General features: G+C 60.5%; 17 protein-coding genes. 16 read left to right on the plus strand and 1 reads right to left on the minus strand.

Annotated features, from left to right (window positions below; genetic code table 11):
- Nucleotides 1-88: 88 nt before the first annotated feature.
- Entirely contained in the window at nt 89-706 is a 618-nt protein-coding gene (locus tag AB731_RS05615; protein WP_047092086.1) for a DNA-3-methyladenine glycosylase family protein, read from the minus strand.
- A gap of 84 nt (nt 707-790) precedes the next feature.
- On the opposite strand from AB731_RS05615, the gene AB731_RS05620 reads away from it, so the two are divergent.
- The 16 genes from AB731_RS05620 to murB all read left to right on the plus strand — a co-directional run bounded on the left by AB731_RS05620 (nt 791) and on the right by murB (nt 17,776).
- Nucleotides 791-1,108: a 2Fe-2S iron-sulfur cluster-binding protein gene (locus AB731_RS05620; protein WP_047092085.1), complete on the plus strand. Its 318-nt coding sequence runs from the start codon at nt 791-793 to the stop codon at nt 1,106-1,108.
- Between the two features lie 130 nt (nt 1,109-1,238).
- Nucleotides 1,239-2,252 carry a cysteine synthase A gene (locus tag AB731_RS05625; RefSeq protein WP_047092084.1) on the plus strand — a complete coding sequence of 338 codons (1,014 nt, stop codon included), beginning with the start codon at nt 1,239-1,241 and terminating at the stop codon, nt 2,250-2,252.
- An 18-nt stretch (nt 2,253-2,270) separates the two neighbouring features.
- On the plus strand, nt 2,271-2,669 hold the full coding sequence (locus AB731_RS05630) for a hypothetical protein (protein WP_052768811.1): 399 nt from the start codon (nt 2,271-2,273) through the stop codon (nt 2,667-2,669).
- Nucleotides 2,653-3,531 (plus strand): motility-associated ABC transporter substrate-binding family protein, encoded by an 879-nt coding sequence (locus AB731_RS05635; protein ID WP_052768810.1) that lies wholly within the window; start codon nt 2,653-2,655, stop codon nt 3,529-3,531. The genes AB731_RS05630 and AB731_RS05635 overlap by 17 nt, the downstream gene beginning before the upstream one ends.
- 201 nt (nt 3,532-3,732) lie before the next feature.
- The gene (locus tag AB731_RS05640) at nt 3,733-4,227 is read left to right on the plus strand and encodes an MraZ C-terminal domain-containing protein (protein WP_047092083.1); all 495 of its coding nucleotides are present in this window, start codon (nt 3,733-3,735) and stop codon (nt 4,225-4,227) included.
- On the plus strand, nt 4,224-5,174 hold the full coding sequence (gene rsmH, locus AB731_RS05645) for a 16S rRNA (cytosine(1402)-N(4))-methyltransferase RsmH (RefSeq protein WP_047092082.1): 951 nt from the start codon (nt 4,224-4,226) through the stop codon (nt 5,172-5,174). The genes AB731_RS05640 and rsmH overlap by 4 nt, the downstream gene beginning before the upstream one ends.
- A complete protein-coding gene (locus AB731_RS13630) occupies nt 5,171-5,716 on the plus strand; it encodes a hypothetical protein (protein WP_052768809.1) in 546 nt (181 codons plus the stop codon). Before rsmH ends, AB731_RS13630 begins: the two co-directional genes overlap by 4 nt.
- Nucleotides 5,713-7,479 carry a peptidoglycan D,D-transpeptidase FtsI family protein gene (locus AB731_RS05655; RefSeq protein WP_047092081.1) on the plus strand — a complete coding sequence of 589 codons (1,767 nt, stop codon included), beginning with the start codon at nt 5,713-5,715 and terminating at the stop codon, nt 7,477-7,479. Before AB731_RS13630 ends, AB731_RS05655 begins: the two co-directional genes overlap by 4 nt.
- On the plus strand, nt 7,479-8,963 hold the full coding sequence (locus AB731_RS05660; RefSeq protein WP_047092080.1) for a UDP-N-acetylmuramoyl-L-alanyl-D-glutamate--2,6-diaminopimelate ligase: 1,485 nt from the start codon (nt 7,479-7,481) through the stop codon (nt 8,961-8,963). Before AB731_RS05655 ends, AB731_RS05660 begins: the two co-directional genes overlap by 1 nt.
- Nucleotides 8,960-10,417, plus strand: coding sequence for a UDP-N-acetylmuramoyl-tripeptide--D-alanyl-D-alanine ligase (locus tag AB731_RS05665; RefSeq protein WP_047092079.1), 1,458 nt, complete (start codon nt 8,960-8,962; stop codon nt 10,415-10,417). The genes AB731_RS05660 and AB731_RS05665 overlap by 4 nt, the downstream gene beginning before the upstream one ends.
- Before the next feature lie 23 nt (nt 10,418-10,440).
- Nucleotides 10,441-11,508, plus strand: a complete 1,068-nt coding sequence (gene mraY, locus AB731_RS05670) for a phospho-N-acetylmuramoyl-pentapeptide-transferase (protein ID WP_047092078.1) — start codon at nt 10,441-10,443, stop codon at nt 11,506-11,508.
- The gene (gene murD, locus AB731_RS05675) at nt 11,505-12,890 is read left to right on the plus strand and encodes a UDP-N-acetylmuramoyl-L-alanine--D-glutamate ligase (protein ID WP_047092077.1); all 1,386 of its coding nucleotides are present in this window, start codon (nt 11,505-11,507) and stop codon (nt 12,888-12,890) included. Before mraY ends, murD begins: the two co-directional genes overlap by 4 nt.
- Complete coding sequence (locus tag AB731_RS05680) at nt 12,887-14,116, plus strand: FtsW/RodA/SpoVE family cell cycle protein (RefSeq protein WP_047092076.1); 1,230 nt, start codon at nt 12,887-12,889, stop codon at nt 14,114-14,116. The genes murD and AB731_RS05680 overlap by 4 nt, the downstream gene beginning before the upstream one ends.
- Entirely contained in the window at nt 14,113-15,387 is a 1,275-nt protein-coding gene (gene murG, locus AB731_RS05685) for an undecaprenyldiphospho-muramoylpentapeptide beta-N-acetylglucosaminyltransferase (RefSeq protein WP_047092075.1), read from the plus strand. The genes AB731_RS05680 and murG overlap by 4 nt, the downstream gene beginning before the upstream one ends.
- Nucleotides 15,384-16,820: a UDP-N-acetylmuramate--L-alanine ligase gene (gene murC, locus AB731_RS05690; protein WP_047092074.1), complete on the plus strand. Its 1,437-nt coding sequence runs from the start codon at nt 15,384-15,386 to the stop codon at nt 16,818-16,820. Before murG ends, murC begins: the two co-directional genes overlap by 4 nt.
- Nucleotides 16,817-17,776, plus strand: a complete 960-nt coding sequence (murB, locus tag AB731_RS05695; RefSeq protein ID WP_407921633.1) for a UDP-N-acetylmuramate dehydrogenase — start codon at nt 16,817-16,819, stop codon at nt 17,774-17,776. Before murC ends, murB begins: the two co-directional genes overlap by 4 nt.
- The last annotated feature ends 1 nt before the right edge of the window (nt 17,777 follow it).

Raw genomic sequence — 17,777 nt, forward strand, 5'->3', positions numbered from 1 at the left:
CTGGCGCACGCGCTGATCAATAGCAAAACGGCGCCTGATACCGGCATCACAAGAGTTTTCGGAATGCTGGACCTTTTTGCCATACGCCTCAAAGCGCCGGGTTGTTATAACAATGCCACGTGAAAATCGCCGTCGCGCCGCGGTGGGGGCGCCATGGTTCGGCCAGCGCGCGGGTGGCCTTTTCATCAGGGCGTTCTGCAAGGCCCAATATCTTGCCGATGCCTGCCATTACCGCGAGGTCTCCGGCGGGCCAGATATCGGGGCGGCCTTCGGCGAACAGCAGATAGATCTCCGCTGACCAGCGGCCGATTCCCTTGATGCGTGTGAGTTCGGTTATGGCCTCCTCGTCATCCGCTGGCAGATTGGTCAGGTCCAGCTCGTCCGCTGACACCAACTCGCAAAGCGAACGCGCATAGCCTTGCTTCTGGCGCGAAAGGCCGCAGGCGCGCAGCGTGTCGAAATCGCGCTCCAGCAAGCATGAGGGCGTGAAATCCTCGCCCAGTTCGGCCTCGAGCTTGTTCCACATGGAGCTTGCCGCTGCTACGCTGACTTGCTGGCCGACAATGGTGCGCAGCAAGGTCTTGTAGCCGGTCTCCCGAATGCGCGGCTCTGGGTAGCCTGCCAGTTCCAGCGCGCGGGCAATCGCGGGCTCGCGGGCAGCGACTTCATTCAGCGCGGTTTCAATTTGCCCTGCAGTTAATCCCATGTCGTGCCCTTTTGCCCGTGCTTGCCATTCGTTTCGCCATTCCCTAGCAGCCGCAGAGAAGCTCACCAGAGGAATAACGCACCCATGCCAAAGCTCACAGTCGTCAACCGCTCCGGCGAAGAAAGCACTATAGAGGCCGCCGAAGGCCTGACCGTGATGGAAGCGATCCGCGATAACGGATTTGATGAATTGCTGGCGCTATGCGGTGGCTGTTGTTCCTGCGCGACTTGCCATGTGCATGTCGACCCTGCCTTTGCAGACAAGCTGCCGGAAATGGGCGTGGACGAAGATGACCTGCTGGATTCCAGCGATCACCGCAACGACACATCGCGCCTGTCGTGCCAGATTCCGTTCACCAGTGCGCTTGACGGGCTGAAGGTCACTATCGCTGAAGAAGACTAGCGCCGAAGAAGACTAATCTTTTGTACCGCGATCACCAAGGTGTCCGTTTTCCATAGTGAATAGCCAAGCTTGCCTTTGATCAAGACATCTCGCGTTGCGCAAGGCGCGCGGCGCTCCTAACTCTGTGCACATGACAACTGCTCCAGTCCGCACCGACACACTCGACCTTATCGGCAACACGCCGATCGTTCTCCTGTCCGGCCCAAGCGAGGCTGCGGGGTGCGAGATCTGGGGGAAGTGTGAATTCGCCAACCCCGGCGCATCTGTAAAAGACCGTGCCGCGCTGTACATTGTTCGCGATGCGGAAGCGCGCGGTGAGTTGAAGGCGGGCGGAACCGTAGTCGAAGGTACGGCGGGCAATACCGGCATCGGGATTGCGCTGGTGGCCAACGCGCTGGGCTACAAGACCGTGATTGTCATGCCGGACAACCAGTCCAGGGAAAAGATGGATACGCTGCGGGCATTGGGCGCGGAGCTGGTCACCGTTCCGCCAACCAAATTCGCGGATCCCAATCACTTCGTCCACACCAGCCGCCGCATTGCGGAGGAAACGGACAATGCGATCTGGGCGAACCAGTTCGACAATGTCGCCAACCGCCGCGCCCATATCGAAGGCACAGCGCCGGAAATCTGGGCGCAGCTGGAAGGCCGGGTGGATGGCTTTACCTGTGCCGTTGGCACCGGCGGTACGCTGGCGGGTGTGGGCATGGGGCTGAAAGCGCAGGACGAGAATGTGCGCATCGCGCTGACCGATCCGCATGGCGCGGCGCTGTTCAATTATTACGCCAATGGGGAGCTGAAGTCCGAAGGGTCTTCCGTAGCAGAAGGCATTGGGCAAGGCCGGATCACGGCCAATCTGGAAGATGCGCCCATCGATACGCAATTCCGCATTTCGGATGAGGAAGGGATGGACTGGGTTGCCCGGCTATTGCGCGAAGAAGGCCTGTGCCTTGGCCTGTCGTCCGGCATCAATGTGGCAGGCGCGGTTGCGCTCGGCCGGCAATTGGTGGCCGAAGGGCGCGAGGACGCGCGGGTTGCCACCATCCTGTGCGACAGCGGATTCCGCTATCTTTCAACGCTCTACAACGCGGAATGGCTGAAGAAGAAAGGCCTGCCGGTATTCGACTGGCTAGGTTCATCTTGATCGGTTAGGATTGCAGTCATGGTTTTGGACCCGCGCGATCTTTTGAAATCCCGGATGTCGGCGGCTGTAACGCCTGCTGCACCGGCAGAACAGGTTTACGTTGCGCTTGGCGGCACGCGGGCGGAGCGGTTTCAGCGGCTTCAGATTGGTGGATTTGGCATCCTTGCGATGATCCTGCTCATCGGGCTGGCCGATATTGTGATCACCCGCGCTCAGGAAACAGAAGCGAATTCCGTACCCGAAGCTGCGCCTACCGTGGCCGCAAGCGAAACGAGCGCGCCGAGTGATCCTCTTGCTGATGCAGGTGTGGTGCCCGATGTACCTGCAACCCCGACGCCCGCGGCAGCTGATCCTTCCGCAAACAAGACGGGCGATGTCCCGCCGCCCTCCAGCGTTCCCAATGCTCCGCTCCAATAAGGCGCTGTGCGGCGCAATGCTGCTTGCATTGTCGACGGTACCGGCTGCTGCGCAGGACCAGGCATCTCCGCAGGAAGTGCCATCGCCGCATACAATTGGGTTGATGGGAACGGTTCCGATTTACTGGGGAGAGGCCGCCGGGTTCGAAGAGCTGATTGCCGGCAATGCGCCACCCCATTGGGCGCGCAAGGTGCTGGAACGCCGCGCGGCAATTGCTCCGCTGGACTATTTATCGGAAGCAGCCCTTTCGCCCCACCGTCATCTCCTGCTCGCTCAGCCGCGCGGTTTGAACGGGGAGGAAAACGTCGCGCTCGACGCGTGGGTGCGCGGGGGAGGGCGCCTGCTGCTGTTTGCCGATCCGTGGATGACAGGCGAATCGCGCTTTCATGTCGGAGACAGGCGCAGGCCGCAGGATATTGCACTGTTGTCACCGATTCTGGCCCGCTGGGGTCTTGAGATGCGCCTTGAGGACAATTCCGGCGGTGACCACGATCACAGCGAAGTCGAATATGTCCGGCATGGTGATCAGGTGTTGCCGACCAGTCTGGCCGGGCAATTCGTTATTCTGCCTGAAAGTGAACTTTGTACGCTCCTGCTGGACGGACTGCTCGCCCATTGCCGGATCGGAGAGGGTGAAGTGCTGGTCATGGCAGATGCAGCGATTCTCGACGTTGCAGGGCCTTACCTCCATGCCGAAGCGGGCCTCGAGTCGCTCCTGACGCAGATTTTTCCACAAATCGGGGAAAATGCGGGAAATCGCGAGGATTTGCCCCAGGCTCGAGTCGGAAGTGACGGAAATCCGCCAAGTTTCCCTTTAGTATCTGTGGCCAATCATCACGCTAGAGGTGCGAATCCGCCCTAGTAAAATCAACGACTTGCGGGCTTCTCCCACAATTTCCCGCAATTTCCCCTTCCATCCCGCGCAAACCCGCGTTATTCCTCTGCTTCATCGGAGAAGCCGACTGTGTTGCGCCTCGAACTGGGGCGGTCTGGCTGCGCTTGCGCGCGGCTGGATACGAGAGAGCTTTGTCCGGCGGGGAAATTTGAACCGGGGAGTGAGGACGTGTCGCAGCGGCCGACAGGATTTGGAGGACAAGGCTTTTCGCTTCGCGGCGAGAAGGATCGCTTTGTCCTGCCTCCCAAGCTGCGTAATCGTATCTTCGAAGCCACTGGCGAGCGTACCTTGTGCATCGGCCAGCATTCCAAATGGCCCTGCCTGACCGGCTTTGGTCTTGATCGGCAGGAACAGTTCGACACCATCCTTGACCGCGAACAGCGCATTGCAACCGAATTGGGCAACCAGTTCGACCGTGATGAAATGATGCTCAACCTGTGGGATTTCGAAGAAGTGCCGTTCGACAAGAGCGGCCGCTTCGTTTTGCCAGACACGGTGGTCGGCATGTTCGACGTTGCGGGCGAAATCTATTTTCAGGGCGTGGGCGAATTCATCACTATGTGGAACCCGCAGGTCTTGCTGGCGCAGGAAGGCCCCAATTTCCGCGGCCCGCAGGCCAAATGCCGTTCCGAAATGGCCAAGGCGGAGGCGAAGCGCAAATGATCGCCCCTGCTCCGCATATCCCTGTACTGCTCGATGAAGTGATTGAGGCGCTTGCCCCTCAGCCCGGCGATGTCATGATCGATGCGACCTTTGGTGCAGGCGGGTATACCCGGGCACTGCTGGATGCGGGCGTGACCGTACATGCCTTCGACCGTGATCCCGATGCCATCGCCGCGGGCGAGGAATGGCCAGAAACGAAAGGTGATGCCCCGCGCCTGGTGCTGCATCCGCGGCGGTTTTCCGAAATGGTTGCCGGGATGGCCGAAGTCGGCATCGCGCAGGTGGACGGTATCACCATGGATATCGGTGTTTCCTCCATGCAGCTGGACCAGGCGGAACGTGGCTTCGCCTTTTCCACTAACGGTCCGCTCGATATGACAATGAGCAAGGCAGGTCCGACCGCTGCCGATTTTGTCAATGAGGCGGCGGAAGAAGATATTGCCAACGTGCTCTATCGTTACGGAGAAGAGCGCCAGTCGCGCCGCGTTGCACGCGCCATCGTAGCAGCGCGTCCGCTGACCACGACGGGCGAGCTGGCTGATGTCGTACGCAAAGCGCTGCGGTATAAATCGGGCGTGGGCAAAGACCCGGCGACGCGCAGTTTTCAGGCGATCCGCATCCATGTGAATGGAGAGCTGGACGAACTTGAGGCGGGCCTGAATGCCGCCGAAACCCTGCTGCGCGAAGGCGGTCGTCTTGCTGTTGTCAGCTTTCACAGCCTTGAAGACAGGATTGTGAAAACCTTTCTTCGCGATGCCGCAAACATGAACCCCCGCGGCTCGCGTCATCTGCCCGAAGCGCGGATCGCCCCCTCCCCGCGCTTCGGGCAACTGAGCAAAGCGATCAGGCCATCGGCTGCGGAACTCGCACGTAATCCGCGTTCGCGATCTTCCACTCTGCGTAGCGCGACCCGCACGGCGGAACCGGCCCGGGAGGATGCAGCATGAACGCGCTTGCTTCCAATGGCCCGCGCGGCATTCGCCGGATCGGCTGGTTCGCGGCGCTTGGCGCATGCCTTGCGCTTTACGGGATGCTTCACATCAAGGTGACAGCTGTGCATGCCGATGTCGTCCGCGCAGAACGGCAGATTGTATTTCTTGAAGAACAGAACATGCTGCTGGAAACAGAATTCCTCACCCGTTCCAATCAGGTCCAGCTTGCGGCGTGGAACCGGGTTGATTTCGGCTTCCAGTCGCCGACTGCAGACCAGTATATCGATAGCCCGCGCCAACTGGCGCAATTCGGCATGGCTCCTGCGGAAGGCGCGCCGCCGCCTATTCGCCTTGCGGGTCTGCGTTCCGGCGAGGATGTGCCTGAATTTCCGCAGATCGTTTCCCCGCTCACCGGCAAGCCGATTGACGCAAACCTGCTCGAAGAAGATCGGTCTTCCGAAAGGGAAGGCACTCTGGCTGTAACTATTGCTCCAGGTCCCTTGCGCATTCCGATTGCGGGCCGCGCACAAGCCACTGTGGGAGTTGCCCAAAGGTGACCGTTTACGCTGTACCGCGTACGATCATTGCCGGGCAGGCCGCGCTGGTTGACGAGCGCCGCCGATCCCTGTTGATTGCGCGCCTCCGCCTGCTTCTGGTTATCGTGGTGTTCGTGCTGGTCGCGATGGCGGCTTTGTTCAAGATCGCATTCATCGGCCTCGTCCAGCCGGGCCCTGCGCATCAGAGCATGGCTGATGCGCTGCTGCCTCCGCGCGGCGAGATTTCGGATCGAAACGGTGTGCCTTTGGCGCGCGCCTTTCCGGCCTACGCCCTGTGGTACAATCCAGCCGCGATGACAGAGGGCGGTGATGGCGGCCCTCCGTTGGTGCGCACGCCGGAAGAAGTTGCGCTGGAACTCAAAGCCATATTCCCCGATCTCGATACGCATGAAATCACGCAGCAGCTGGCATCCGGTCGCCCCGGATATTTGCGCCGCCGCGTGCTGCCTGACGATGCCAACCGGGTAATGCGCATCGGTGAACTGGCGCTGGAATTGCCGCAGGAGGATGATCGCCACTATCCCCAAGGGTCATTGGCGGCGCATATCCTCGGCTATGTCGCAGCGGACGGGAACGGCCGCGTGGGAATGGAGCAGGTGCTTAATGATCGCCTGCTCGATCCGGCCACGCGCGGGGAACCTGTTGCTCTCAGCATCGATATGCGCGTGCAGGGCGCATTGGAAGACGAACTGCGCAGCGGCATGCTTTCGGTAAATGCTGTGGGCGCGGCAGGCATCGTGCTCGATGTCGATACCGGCGAAGTCCTGGCGCTTGCATCCTTGCCCGAATTCGATCCCAACCAGGTCGTGACCGAAGATGTTGTCCTGTCGCAGGAACGCAGTGACGCGGGCGAAATGCCGCGTTCGTTCAACCGCGTGACCAACCAGGTGTATGAACTTGGTTCAACTTTCAAACCGCTGACCGTGGCGATGGGTATAGATGCCGGGACGATTACCGATCTTGGCCGCACCTGGCAGGCCTCGCGTCCTTTGATGGTTGGCGGCAATCCGGTGCGCGACAGCCACACTATCGGCGAACGGCTGAATGTGCCGCAAACGCTGATCCATTCGTCAAACATCACATCGGGCCAGATCGCTGCGGAAGTCGGCGGGCCGCGCATGCTCGATTATCTGACGCAGCTCGGCATGGCAGAGCCTGCCTATATCGAGCTTCCCGCTCGGGGCTCTCCGCTCGGCATGCGCGGTGACTGGAACGAGTCAAAGGCGATCTATGCCGGCTTTGGTCACGGTATCGCGGTTACGCCGCTGCATCTGGCAAGTGCTTACGCTGCCATGGTCAATGGCGGCATCTGGCGTCCAGCCACGCTGCACCGGGTGGAACCGGGCCAGGCCCCCCGCGGACGCCGCGTTTTTCGGGCCAGCACCAGTGCACGGATGAACCAATTGCTGCGCATGATCGCTGTTTACGGCACAGGCCGCAATGCAGATGCGCCGGGCTTTCGCGTTGGCGGCAAGACAGGCAGTGCGGAAAAGCCGGGCGTTGGCGGCTATCGCCGTACAACGCTGGTTTCTACTTTTGCCGCGGCGTTCCCGATGGATCGCCCGCGCTACGTCGTGATCGCAATGCTGGATGAACCGCAGGGAACTGCTGCCAGTTCCTATCAACGGACTGCTGCATGGAATGCTGCCCCGATCGTAGGCCGCCTTGTGCCGCGTATCGGCCCGCAGCTCGGCGTCCTGCCCGATGCGGACCGTGATATCGATCTGACTGATCTGCGCCCACTGGTCGAGAGGGGCAACTGATGCGCCTGTTCGATCTCGCCCAACACGCCGGGATCGATGCGGGATCTGCTGGTGACGCGCTCATCACAGGTTTTGCCATCGATCACCGCAAGATCGCTCCGGGTAATGTCTTTGGCGCGTTCGAAGGCGCGGTTGTAAACGGCGAGGATTTCATCCCTGCAGCAATTGCCAGCGGCGCGGTCGCCATTGTCGCGCGGCCCGAAGCCAAGGTCGAAGGCGCGTTGCACATTGCAGATGCCACGCCGCGCAAGCTGTTTGCCCAACTGGCTGCGCTGTATTTCCGCCCGACGCCGGATGTCGTCGTCGCGGTGACCGGTACAAATGGCAAGACATCCTGCGTTGAAATGACCCGGCAGATTTGGCGCATGTGCGGATTGCGCGCTGCCAGCATCGGTACGCTGGGTGTCACCACACCTGATGAAAGCGTTTCCACCGGGCTGACCACGCCCGATATCGTCACTTTCCTCGCCAACAACACCGGTCTTGCGCGTGAAGGCGTGACCCATGTCGCTTATGAGGCATCCAGCCACGGGCTGTCGCAGTATCGCAACGAAGGTCTGCCTGTCGCTGCTGGCGCTTTCACCAATCTTAGCCGCGACCATCTCGATTACCATTCCGACATGGAAGACTATTTTGCCGCCAAGATGCGGTTGTTCAGCGAAGTCGTTGATGACGGCGGCGCTGCGGTAATCTGGGCCGATGATCAATGGTCGCAACGCGCCATGGATGTGGCGCAGGCACGGGGCCTGACAATCTTCACAGTGGGTGAGCAAGGCGCGCAAGAGTATGAGGGCATTCGCATTCTCTCTCGTACAGCAACGCAATTGGGCCAGGAACTTGCTGTGGCGCATGGCGGCGAAACCTATCGCTTCCGCTTGCCCCTGATCGGAGCCTATCAGGTTGCCAACGCGCTGATCTCTGCAGGCCTTGCCTTGGTAACCGGCAGCCCGGCGGCACAGGTTTTCGACGCGGTATCACGCTTGCAGCCCGTCCGAGGCCGACTGGAACGCGCAGCAATTGCTGCAACCGGCGCGCCGATTTATGTCGATTATGCCCATACCCCGGACGCATTGAGCGCTGCGATTGCCGCCCTGCGTCCACACGTGGAAGGCCGCCTGATCACCGTGTTCGGAGCGGGCGGAGACCGCGATACCGGCAAACGCGCACCGATGGGCGAAGCTGCAATGGCCGGGTCAGACCTGGTATTCATTACAGACGACAATCCGCGCGGCGAAGATGCTGCAACAATTCGCGCGCAAGTGCTCGCCGGAGCATCCGGTGCACGTGAAGTCGCCGGTCGGCGTGAAGCCATTGCTGCCGCAATTGCCGAGGCGGGGCGCGACGACATCGTGTTGATTGCCGGCAAAGGACATGAACAGGGACAAATAGTGGGGTCAGGAGAAAACATGCGGGTTTTGCCCTTTGACGACGTGGCTGTGGCGCGTGAATGCGCTGCAGCATTCGCAGCGGGCGGGGCGGCATGAGCGCCTTGGCACAGGCACTCAGCTGGCCGCGCGTCCGTTCCGACGGGGTTCGCCTTGCATTGTGGACTTCTGCTGAAATCGCAGCCGCTACAGGCGGGACTGCTTATGGTGAATTTCAGGTTAGCGGTGTCGAAATGGACAGCCGCGATGTGCAGGCAGGTGATCTGTTTGTCGCGCTGAAGGGCGAAGCGATGGATGGCCACCGTTTCCTTGATGCAGCAATCGCCAACGGCGCGGCAGCTGCCATCGTGGACCGCCCGGTCGATTATCCACATGTCCTGGTAGAAGATACAACATCCGCCATGCATGCGCTGGCCCATGCCGCGCGCGTACGGTCATTTGCCACGATAATCGGTGTCACCGGATCAGTCGGCAAGACGGGTGTGAAAGAGGCAATTTTCACTTCGCTGGAACGCGCCAGCAGAGGCGGTGCGCATCGCTCTGTGCGCAGTTACAACAACCATGTCGGCGTACCTCTGAGCCTTTCGCGCATGCCGGCACGCAGCCGCTTTGGCGTTCTCGAAATGGGTATGAACCACGCCGGCGAAATCGCAGACCTGACGGTACAGGTTCGCCCGCATGTTGCCGTGATCACAACAATCGCCCCCGCTCACATCGAGAACCTCGGCAGCATGGCGGCAATTGCAGCCGCCAAGGCAGAGATTTTTGGCGGACTCGAGCCCGGTGGCACGGCGATTATCCCGGCGGACAGCGATCATTTTGAATTGCTGCGTGATACTGCGCTGAAACTGGGCGCGAAGGTGATCAGCTTTGGCCGCTCTGCCCACGCCGATATGCGCCTGATGGATGCGGTGCCGCAGGCCAATGGGGGCGCGCTCGTGACTGCCAGAATGGGTGCGATAGGGCTGTGCTACAATGTCGCGGAGCCGGGAGAGCACTGGATCGACAATTCGCTTTGCGTGATGGCCGCAGTCCATGCCGCGGGCGGCGATTTGGGCGCTGCCGGTCTTGCACTGGCTGAAATGGGCGGTCTCAAGGGCCGCGGGGCGCGGCTATCGGCCAAGGTTCCCGGCGGGCAAGCGCTGTTTATCGACGAAAGCTACAATGCCAATCCAGCCAGCATGCGCGCCACTTTGCAGCAATTGGGGCAAACACCCGCCACCCGCCGCATTGCCGTGCTTGGCAGCATGAAGGAATTGGGCGATTTTGCTGAGGCATTTCATACCCAGCTGGCGCAGCCCGTGGCAGAAGCTGGCGTGGACTTTGCCGTTCTGGTCGGCCCGGAAATGTTGGCGCTCGCTCGGCAAATGGGGAAACTTCCGCGCGACACGCTTGGCAACGCTATCCGCTTTGCCCATTGCGAGAATGCGGGTGAAGCTATCGCGGCGCTACAGGAATTCGGATTGGCTGGCGGAGACGCTGTGCTGGTGAAGGGTTCCAATTCAGTAGGGCTTTCCCGCGTGGTAGAACATTTCGCCGCCCGAAAACGCTGACAAAAAGGCCTTGCCGCGAACCCATGCTGTATTTTTTCGCCGAACTGTTCGAATTCGAAGGTCTTCTGAACCTCATTCGCTACCAGACGTTTCGCGCCGGTGCGGCCATGATGACAGCGCTGATCATCGGGCTGGTCATAGGGCCCAAATTCATCAGCATGCTGCGCGTGCGGCAGGGCAAAGGCCAGCCGATCCGTGCAGACGGGCCAGAATCGCATCAAGCCAAGGTTGGCACGCCGACCATGGGCGGGCTGATGATCCTGACTGCGCTGACGCTTTCCATGCTGCTGTGGATGGATCTTGCCAGCCCCTTTGTCTGGGCCTGCCTTGCCGTGACGCTGGGCTTCGGCCTGATCGGTTTTCTGGATGATTACGACAAGGTCACCAAAAGCAGTCACAAGGGCGTGTCGGCCAAGGTGCGGCTGCTGGGTGAATTCGTCGTGGCCGGGATCGCCAGCTATCTGATTGTCAGTCAGATCAACACCAATCTCTATATCCCGTTCTTCGGTACATCGGTTGCGCTGGGCTGGTTCTATTACATTTTTGCAGCCGTGGTGATCGTGGGTGCCGGCAACGCGGTGAACCTGACTGACGGGCTGGATGGACTGGCGACCATGCCAGTGGTGATCGCGGCGGGCGCGTTCCTGATTATCTGCTACCTTGTCGGCCGCGTCGATTTTTCCGAATATCTGGGCATCCCGCATGTCGCAGGCGCAGGCGAGCTGGCTATCATGTGCGCGGCTATCATGGGGGCGGGTCTCGCATTCCTGTGGTTCAACGCGCCGCCTGCGGCCGTGTTTATGGGCGATACCGGATCGCTTGCCCTTGGCGGTGCGCTGGGCGCGATTGCTGTGGCAAGCCATCATGAAATCGTACTGGGTATCGTGGGCGGGTTGTTTGTCCTCGAAGCTGTGAGCGTCATCATTCAGGTTTTCTGGTTCAAACGGACCGGCAGGCGGATATTCCGCATGGCGCCGATTCACCATCATTTCGAACAGCTCGGCTGGAAGGAATCCACCGTTGTGATCCGCTTCTGGATCATCGCCATAGTTCTTGCCGTGATCGGCCTTGCGACGTTGAAAGTCCGGTGATTACTGCGCGCGCCTTTTCCGGGAAACGCTATTGCGTGCTGGGACTGGCGCGGTCGGGTATGGCTGTGGCTGAGACGCTACTTGCCAGCGGAGCTGACGTGACTGTCTGGGACCGCCGCAGCGAACCGCGTGAAGCACTGGCGGGGATTGCCAGGATTGCCGATCCGCTGGAAATCGATCTTCTCGGTTTCGATGCAATCATCCTGTCACCGGGCGTGCCGCTGAACACGCACCCGCTCACGGAAAAGGCGAAGGCGGCGGGCGTGCCGATTATCGGCGATATTGAACTGTTCGCGCTGGCCCGGCCTGAATTGCCGCCGCACAAGGTTGTCGGAATCACTGGCACCAATGGCAAATCCACCACGACCGCGCTTGTCCACCATCTGCTTTCTAGCGTCGGAGTTGCGGCCCGCATGGGGGGCAACATCGGCTTGCCTATCCTTGCTGAAGAACCGCTGCCGGAAGGCGGAGTTTATGTTCTTGAACTGTCGAGCTATCAGATCGATCTGACGCGCTCGCTGGCGTGCGACCTGGCTGCGCTGATCAACATTACGCCGGACCATCTTGATCGTTACGACGGGTTTGCATCCTATGCCTTCGCCAAAGGCCGCCTTTTCACGATGCAGGGCGCGGAAAATTTCGCTGTATTCGGCTGTGCTGATGCGCCGACCAAGGCTGTGCAGCAGGCTGAAGCAGCGCGCCGCGCTCCGGGCCGGGCGGTTTGCATCGATGCGGGCAAATGGGCAGAGTACCAGTCCGATTGGCCAAGCTTGCAAGGTCCCCATAACCTACAGAATGTCGCCATCGCTGCGGCAATGATGGAAGACATGGGGTTTGGCCGCGAACAGATATTGACAGGCCTGGCCAGTTTCCCCGGCCTGCCGCACCGTATGGAACGTGTGACGGTCCGCGATGGCGTGCTGTACATCAACGACAGCAAGGCCACCAATCCGGCATCCACTTCCCCGGCACTCGCCGCGTTTCCGCCGGAAGAAGGACGCAAGCGCATCCACTGGATTTGCGGTGGCCTTGCCAAGGAAGACAACCTGGACGATTGCGTGCCGTACTTCGGGAATATCGCTGGAGCCTATACGATCGGCGAGGCAGGTGCGATGTTCGCGGATATTCTGGAGCCGCATATGCCCGTCGAGCGGAGCGAATTGCTGGCGCAAGCTGTCAATCAGGCGCGCAAACGGGCCGCCGCGGGCGATGTCATCATGCTGAGCCCTGCCTGTGCCAGCTTTGACCAATTCCGCGATTTCGAAGTGCGCGGCGATACGTTCCGCGAACTGGTAGCCGCGCTTTGCTGCGGCGGAGACCGCGAAGCATGCGGGCTCACTGGTTCGGATTCCGGGCGCAATCCGGGAAGTTCGGCGGCATGACGACGAGCCCGATCTTCATTCCGCGTCCCGGAGAACGCGGCAGCGGACCGCAGGGGCCGCGCATCCAGCGTGACTGGAAACGCGAATTGCGCGTTTGGTGGCGCGAGGTTGATCGTTGGCTGTTGTTCTTCATTCTTCTGCTGATGCTGGTCGGCACGCTGGCCGTCGCGGCAGCGTCGCCCGCCAGTGCGGGGCGTCTGTCCACTGTTTCTGAAACCCTGCCGGATTTGTATTTCTTCTGGGCACATGTCCGAATGCAGGTACTTGGCCTGTGCGTCCTGATCGGAACGTCATTGATGCCGGTCACGCTTTTGCGGCGCGGCAGCGTTGTTCTGGCAGGCCTCATGCTGACGGCACTGTTCCTCGTTCCGGTAATCGGCACAGAGGTCAATGGAGCGCGGCGCTGGCTGAACGTCGGAATGTCGTTGCAGCCCAGCGAATTCATGAAGCCTGCCTTTGCAATTGCAATTGCGTGGATACTTTCTTGGAAAATGCGCGACCCCAAATTGCCGGTCATCGGCATATCCGGGGCATTCGTCGGTTTGATTGTGGCGCTGCTGATGCTTCAGCCCAATCTGGGCGGCGCGATCTTGTTTGTGGGTACCTGGTTTGTGATGGTCATGCTGGCGGGCCTGCCTTTGCAAAGGATCGGAATGTTGACCGGTGCGGGGCTTGCAGCGCTGATGGCGGCTTACGTATTTTACGATAACGCCCGCAACCGCATCGACTCCTTTCTTGGCGGGCCTACCGCCTATGATCATGTCGATCTGGCCGGGCGGACTTTACAAGGCGGCGGCTGGACAGGCAGCGGGTTCTGGCTGGGTCAAAACAAGATGCGCCTGCCTGAAGCGCACACCGATTACATCTTCTCCGTTATCGGTGAGGAGTTCGGCCTGCTGATCTGCGGCGTTGTCGTGCTGCTGTATCTTGCGATCGTGCTGCGCGTACTGGTGCGGCTGGTGGAGGAAGACCGGTTGTTCATCATCCTTGCCGCAAGCGGGCTGACCGCGATGTTCGGCGGGCAGGCCTTCATCAATATCCTGGTGAACCTTCAGCTCTTCCCCAGCAAGGGCATGACCTTGCCCTTGGTCAGTTACGGCGGATCGTCAACGCTCGCGATCTGCTTCACTGTGGGACTGCTGCTGGCGGTAACCCGCCGAAACCCCTATCTCGAGCGAGAGCCCTTCGACATCAAAGGCTCTTTCGAGAAGGACGAGGAAATATGACCGCATCTGCCCGCCATTTCGTGCTGGCTGCCGGGGGCACCGGCGGCCATTTGACGCCGGCCTTCGCATTGGCGCACGAATTGGAACGTCGCGGCCACCATGTGGCGCTGATCACCGATGAACGCGGGGCGGCAATTCCCGGCAAGCCCGATTTCCTGACCGCCCATGTTCTGCCTGCTGGCCGCTTTGGCAAGAACCCGCTCGGTTGGCCGCGCGGCGCGTCTGCAGTCCTGAAGGGCCGCAGCATGGCGAAGCGCTTGTATGAAACCTTCGCGCCTAGCGCCGTGATCGGTTTTGGCGGTTATCCCGCCTTGCCAGCATTGCTGGGTGCGCAGGCGCTGGGCATCCCGACGGTAATTCACGAACAGAATGCGGTGCTGGGCCGGGTCAATCGCCTGATGGCGGGCCGCGTCGATGCCATCGCCACGGCCTATCCCGAAGTTGACCGGTTGAAGCCGAAATACGGCGCCAAGGTTCATCTGGTCGGCAATCCGGTACGCCCAGACGTGCTTGCTTTACGTGAAGAACCATTTCCGGCTTTTACAGAAGACGGCCTTTTCCGCGTATTGGTAACTGGCGGCAGCCAGGGTGCAAGAGTGCTGTCGGCGCTGGTCCCGGATGCGCTTTCGATCCTTCCCACGGCCTTGCGCAGCCGGCTGCAAGTGACCCAGCAATGCCGGGCCGAAGATATCGAAGTGGTTCGCAAACGCTATTCCGATCACGATATCCCGGCAGAACTAGCCACATATTTTGAAGATATGGCCGCAACGCTCGCCGATGCGCACCTGTTCATCGGGCGCGCCGGGGCATCGACCATTGCCGAACTCACAGCAGTCGGGAGGCCGGCCATCCTGTTGCCTTTGCCGATCGCAACAGACGATCATCAGACGGCTAATGCGCGCGAAATGGTCAAGTCAGGTGGTGCCCGTTCTATCCGTCAGCCTATGTCGACCGTGGCCGATCTGGAGAACGCAGGCTTTACCGACAAGGATAATGAAGACCGCAAACGTCAATCGGAAACCTTGCAGAAGCTCACCAAGGATATCAGCCGCCAGATCCAGGCGATGGCACAACGGCCGGAAACATTGGCCAATGCAGCCCACGCTGCATGGAATTGTGGCAGACCCAAAGCAGCAAGTGACCTTGCCGATCTGGTCGAAGGTTTTGGCGGCGCGGATATGATGGATGTCATTCGTGTTGGCGAAAACAATGCGCGTGGCGCATCTCAGGCAACTGCCACCAATGGCGCGGCGCGGGATCGCGGCGAATGAAGGGCGTGGGCACCGATATTGGCACGATCCATTTCGTCGGTATTGGCGGGATCGGCATGTCCGGCATTGCCGAAGTGATGCACAATCTTGGCTATAAAGTGCAAGGCAGCGATATCGCCGAAAGTGCGCGGGTAGAGGCCTTGCGTGCCAGCGGCATGATCATTGCCATCGGCCATGATGCAGCCAATCTGGGCGATGCCGCCGTGGTGGTGACCTCCACGGCGGTACGCCGCACCAATCCCGAAGTTGCCGCTGCGCTGGAAAACCGCATCCCGGTGGTGCGCCGTGCAGAAATGCTGGCGGAACTCATGCGCTTGAAGCGTACGGTCGCTGTTGCAGGTACGCACGGGAAGACGACCACGACCAGCATGATCGCCGCCTTGCTGGATGCTGGCGGCGTTGACCCCACGGTTATCAATGGCGGCATTATCGAAAGCTACGGCTCCAACGCGCGGCTTGGTGATAGCGAATGGATGGTGGTGGAGGCCGACGAGAGTGATGGCAGCTTCCTGCGGCTAGACGGTACGATTGCAGTCGTCACCAATATCGATCCCGAGCACCTCGATCACTACGGCAATTTCGATGCCGTAAAGGATGCCTTCGTGCAGTTCATCGAAAACGTACCCTTTTACGGCGCGGCGGTACTGTGCCTTGATCATGACGAAGTGCGCAATGTGATTGCCAAGGTGCGTGACCGGCGCGTGATCACTTACGGCTTTTCCGCCCATGCTGATGTGCGCGCCGAAAATGTGGTGCCTGACGGGGGTGTAACGCGGTTTGACGCTGTGCAGACGGACCGTGACGGAAGCGAAACCCGCATCGACAATATTGTTCTTCCTATGCCCGGCAGGCACAATGTGCAGAATGCTTGCGGTGCGATTGCCGTGGCGCTGGAAATGGGCTGCACGGCGGACGCAATCCGCGATGGCTTCTCCCGGTTTGGCGGGGTGAAGCGGCGTTTCAGCCATGTTGGCGATATTGCCATGGATGGCGGCGGCAGCGTGACAGTGATTGATGATTACGCGCACCATCCAGTTGAAATCCGCGCCGTACTGTCGGCGGCAAAAGATGCCGCGTCAGGCCGCGTAGTCGCGGTCGCCCAGCCGCACAGGTTTACCCGGCTACGTGACTTGCTGGAGGATTTTCAGGGCGCCTTTGGCGATGCCGATCTGATCTACGCCGCGCCGGTTTATACTGCAGGTGAAGACCCCATCGAGGGCGTGGACGAACATGCGCTGGTGGCAGGTTTGAAAGCGCGCGGCCATCGCCACGCCGAAACGGTCGATGGTCCGGCTGATCTTGCGGAAAAGCTCTCACGGGCGCTTGCTCCGGGTGACATGGTCGTGTGTCTCGGCGCGGGTGATATTACCAAATGGGCAGCAGGTCTTGCGGGCGATGTAGCGAAATACCGGGCCGGAGAGGCGCGCGGATGAGTATTCAGCCGAACGATCAGATGAATGCCCAACCGGCACCCGGTTCTGACGAAGAGCCCGTCGGCAGCGGTTCTGTGCCAACTGGAGTGCGGGGCGATCTGAAAAAGGACGCGCCGCTGGCCAAGCTGGTCTGGTTCAAGAGCGGGGGCGCGGCGGACTGGCTGTTTGAGCCTGCCGACCTTGAAGATCTAACCAATTTCCTTTCCGGGCTGCAGCCGGGCACTCCCATCATGGCGCTGGGCCTGGGATCTAATCTCATAATCCGCGATGGCGGGATTCCCGGTGTGGTCGTGCGGCTGGGCAAGGCATTTTCCAGTATCGAGGTGAAACGCGACAATGTGATCGAATGCGGCGGTGGTGCGCCGGGTATTCTGGTTGCTTCCAAAGCCCGTGATGCAGGGATTGCCGGCATGGAATTCCTGCGCGGCATTCCAGGAACAGTCGGCGGCTTCGTGCGCATGAATGGCGGTGCCTATGGCCGCGAAGTGGCCGATATTCTGGTCGACTGCGATGTTGTAATGCCTGACGGTAATTGTGTAACCATTCCCGCCTCGGATCTCGACTACAGCTATCGCCATTCGCGGCTGCCTGAAGGCGCTATCGTTACCGCCGCCCGTTTCAAAGGCGAACCCGGCGATCCCGAGGCAATCGGCGCAGAAATGGACCGCATCGCCGAAGAACGCGAGAATTCGCAGCCATTGCGGACCAAGACCGGCGGATCGACCTTCAAGAACCCCGTAGGCGGGAAAGCGTGGCAATTGGTTGACAAGGCCGGTTGCCGCGGACTGACCAAGGGCGGAGCGCAAGTGAGCGAAAAACACACCAATTTCCTGATCAACACCGGCGATGCCACCAGTGCCGACATCGAAGGCCTGGGCGAGGAAGTGCGCCGCCGTGTGAACGAGAAGACCGGCGTGTCGCTGGAATGGGAAATCAAGCGGGTCGGGAGGCCCTAGA

Origin of the sequence: Aurantiacibacter marinus (assembly GCF_001021555.1) — a bacterium.
Lineage (GTDB): Bacteria > Pseudomonadota > Alphaproteobacteria > Sphingomonadales > Sphingomonadaceae > Alteraurantiacibacter > Alteraurantiacibacter marinus.